The following is a 3,326-nucleotide window of genomic DNA, read 5'->3' as shown; positions in this document are numbered from 1 at the left end:
GCCAAGCAAAATGATTTTTGTTGGCGGGAGGAGTGTTTTTGTGACCGGTGGGCTGCCATCTTTATGCTCCTCTGGATGACAGACCACCTTCGCGGTCCCGGACTCTATTTTGTCCAGGAAATTGAGCATCCTGTTAATCGTTTCAGGCCCTTCAACTCCGCCCAGATGAACATCAGATACAACCAGTATGCTTCTGTCATCTGGGATCTTCTCAGTAAAATCTCCTGGATCCATACCCTCACTGGGTGAGAATAGGGACTTATCATACATTGATGTGTCGATATGGATCAGAGCATGAATCCGGTGTTTTGAAAAGAGATCTAAACCGGGATTGAGTGAGAGGATACTGCATAGAAGTCCAGGTTTGTGGGGTAGTTAATGATGAAGTCCAGAGTTGGGTGCAGAAGGGTTAGAAAATAGTTGGATAATGAGTGGGTTCATCGTGAGTTACCTGCCAGGGATAGGTAGAGGAGGTGGAAATTTATTCCGGGTGAATGGATTGGTGAGGGGATGTAATAGGGGGCATGACCGGGCCGGAGATTATGATAGTTATGAAGAGCCCGGGTCCAGTTCTGGAACCGATGGAAAGAGTCCCTAGCTGGTCGGTGGTTTTCCTCGGGTGTTAATGTACATCCGGCCAACATTTCTCTTGCCTTCCTAACGGCGGGTAAAATCAGGTAGTGCCCTGTTTGGTAACTGAAGATGGATATTTATCCATTGAGAGGATTTGCTTGGCTAATTTGGATCTATACTGCTTGAGTAGACGATAATCTGAAGGATTTTCATCACCAGTTATATTCAAGACCACTACCGGATTTTTTGGATCTTTTCAACGACTTTCCCAACAACATTTTCAAAATCACCAAAAGAACAATCGATGGTGATATCTGCGTACTTTTCGTACAATGGTATTCTCTGGTTGACCATGTCATAAAGACTCTGACCGGGAATCATAACAACTCCACGGTTTTTGATGTTTCTCAATCGTTTACTCATCTCATCAAAGGAAATATTCAGATACACCAAAATGCCGTCAGATTTTAGGTGTTCCATTGCATGGGTGCTATACACAACACTGCCACCCGTGGCAATAACAGTATTAGTCTCATTGAGACCGAGTATGTTCTTTTCTTCGATTTTCAGGAATGCTTCTGTTCCGTCCTCATTAATTATGGTTTGAAGAAATTTTCCGATATTTTCCTGAATTACGATATCGGTATCAATGAACTTCATCCCTAACGTTTTCGCAAGGATAACTCCGATGGTACTTTTTCCGGCACCTGGCAAGCCGATAAGAACAATATTTTTCATGATTTCTCATATCCGGGTGTTGTGCACAATTGTTCAATTGAAATTCATTTGGGGTTTTATTATTTTGATTATAGTAATATACCCGATGAAATGAAGGTAATGATCTTAGATCACAACCCGGCATCGGTTGTGATCCAAGATGATAGAACTCATATTTTTGTGGAAGATATATGACGATTTCAGTGAATTTTACAAGGGGTGATGAGCCCTACTGAATAGTCCCGGAATAACATACCATGCATCAATTCGTGCTTCATGTTTATAAGATACGAAACTAATACAAGAATTATCTAATCCGGTGTTTTGGTCGGTCATTCGTGAGATTTCAACAGAACCCCAGCATGACGATATTTGGTACTGATCAGATTGTGTCATCATCGGTTAAGAGAGTCTTCCTGGAGGTATCAGTGAGGGAATTCTAATGAAAAGACTGAAGAATTTTATGTGCATTGCTATGCTGGTATTATTGTTCCTTACATTCATCTGTCCGACAGTTGCAGGTGAAGAGAATACTGTTGATGCAAATCAGATTTCGCATGGCGGGCAGACTATTACCATCCTCGATGACCGAGGACAATATATCACGATCCCATATCCTGTTCAGCGAGTGGTCTTTCTTGTGGAAAATGCGATGAACAGCATGTATGCTGTTGGTGGGGCTGAAAAAATTTCTGGAATCGGAAATATCTGGATGCTTGATAAAAAAGAGCCCTTTTTTCGTGCCATAGATCCCGACTTTGATTCAAAACCTAAAATTAAAGATACGAATGGAGATATTGACCTACGGGCTCTTTCACAAATAAAACCTGATCTCGTTGTTCTTTGGTCAGCAGATTGGAATGATGAGATGACCACTGCAATTAAAGATCAACTCAGGGTTCCGGTATATGGCGTTTATTATACAAAGTTATCAGATGTATCGAGGGCAAATAGCGTCTATGCAAAGATGATTGGTGACGAAAATCGTGAATCTGGAGTCGCCTCAATAATGGCAGAATATACCAAAAAGGTAACTGATAAAACTTCGGGCCTTCAGGATAACGAACGTCCCACTGTCTACTGGATGTGGGGGGACATATACGGAACTGCAGGAATCAATAGTGCAACAAACGAGGTCATTCGCCTTGCTGGAGGAAGAAACGTCATTGAAACGGCCGACATCATCGGAAAAAGTGATGAGCATCCGGTTTTAAACCTTGACACGCTCAAAAAACTCAATCCTGATGTCATCTATCTCTGGTACAATGAAGAGGTGAATCCATCAGATATCCTTCGCGGGGAGGGGGACTTTTCTCAGTGGAAAGATCTTAAGGCGGTAAAAACCGGGAGAGTGTACGAGGTTGCAGATCCATTTGTCTATGACTCATTCTCACCTCAACAGCCACTGGCGTTAATGGCTGTTGCTAAAGATCTACATCCAGACCTATTTACAGACATAAACCTGCCAGACCTGATTGACTCCTTTTTTGTGAGCATGTATAACATCCATTATCCCAGTTATCAGTCTGCATAGTTTTCGATTCTTTTTTTCAGACCTCTCACCAATTGATCGCCATAGCACAAGATATAAATATTATTGTGAGGTATCGGAAACAGATGAAACTCGGCACCAAAGTCTTGATTCTGTATTTCTTCATTATGCTACTCGTCCTGATCTGTGTCGGTGTTTTACTTCCATCATCACTTCATGAAAAGAACCTCATCAGAATTCAGGTGGATACAACCAATCAATTGAAGCATATTGATTTTGCATTGTCCAATTATATTGCAGAACTTGAAAATGATGTTCGCCAGCTATCTGAAGATAATGACGTCAGAAATTCTGACATCTCTGGATTTACATCGTTTGTAAATGCCTCGCCTGAAACCTTTCAGTACTCTATCAGCGAACGTGAACAGATCATTGTTAACGAACTTAATTCCTTCAGGCTCAATCATCCATCTGTTAATTCGGTGTATATGGGGAGAGAAAATGGAGTTTTTGTCAGATCTCATCTACGGCCAAGTCCGACTGC

The 3,326-nt window shown here is 41.7% G+C and carries 3 protein-coding genes and 1 pseudogene; 2 read left to right on the top strand and 2 right to left on the bottom strand.

Annotation, left to right across the window (positions count from 1 at the left end; genetic code table 11):
* Both LUQ50_RS07230 and LUQ50_RS07225 read right to left on the bottom strand, forming a co-directional pair.
* On the bottom strand, positions 1-234 hold a 234-nt coding region (locus tag LUQ50_RS07230), incomplete at its 3' end, for a hypothetical protein (protein WP_300038354.1).
* Positions 235-807: 573 nt separating this feature from the next.
* On the bottom strand, positions 808-1,311 hold the full coding sequence (locus LUQ50_RS07225; protein WP_300038352.1) for a shikimate kinase: 504 nt from the start codon (positions 1,309-1,311) through the stop codon (positions 808-810).
* Between the two features lie 421 nt (positions 1,312-1,732).
* Between LUQ50_RS07225 and LUQ50_RS07220 the strand changes: the two genes are divergently transcribed.
* Positions 1,733-2,824 carry an ABC transporter substrate-binding protein gene (locus tag LUQ50_RS07220; RefSeq protein ID WP_300038350.1) on the top strand — a complete coding sequence of 364 codons (1,092 nt, stop codon included), beginning with the start codon at positions 1,733-1,735 and terminating at the stop codon, positions 2,822-2,824.
* Positions 2,825-2,907: 83 nt separating this feature from the next.
* Positions 2,908-3,326, top strand: a pseudogene (locus tag LUQ50_RS07215) (histidine kinase); the annotation flags it as partial.

It is taken from the genome of Methanospirillum sp., assembly GCF_028679455.1.
In the GTDB taxonomy this organism is placed as follows: Archaea; Halobacteriota; Methanomicrobia; order Methanomicrobiales; family Methanospirillaceae; genus Methanospirillum.
The sequence above is the reverse complement of the archived record's forward strand: the minus strand, read 5'-3'. Positions and strand labels throughout refer to the sequence as shown.

Excerpts from the sequence above, each read along its gene's own strand:
- LUQ50_RS07225 (WP_300038352.1), bottom strand. The coding sequence starts at position 1,311 with ATGAAAAATATTGTTCTTATCGGCTTGCCAGGTGCCGGAAAAAGTACC.
- LUQ50_RS07220 (WP_300038350.1), top strand. The coding sequence starts at position 1,733 with ATGAAAAGACTGAAGAATTTTATGTGCATTGCTATGCTGGTATTATTG.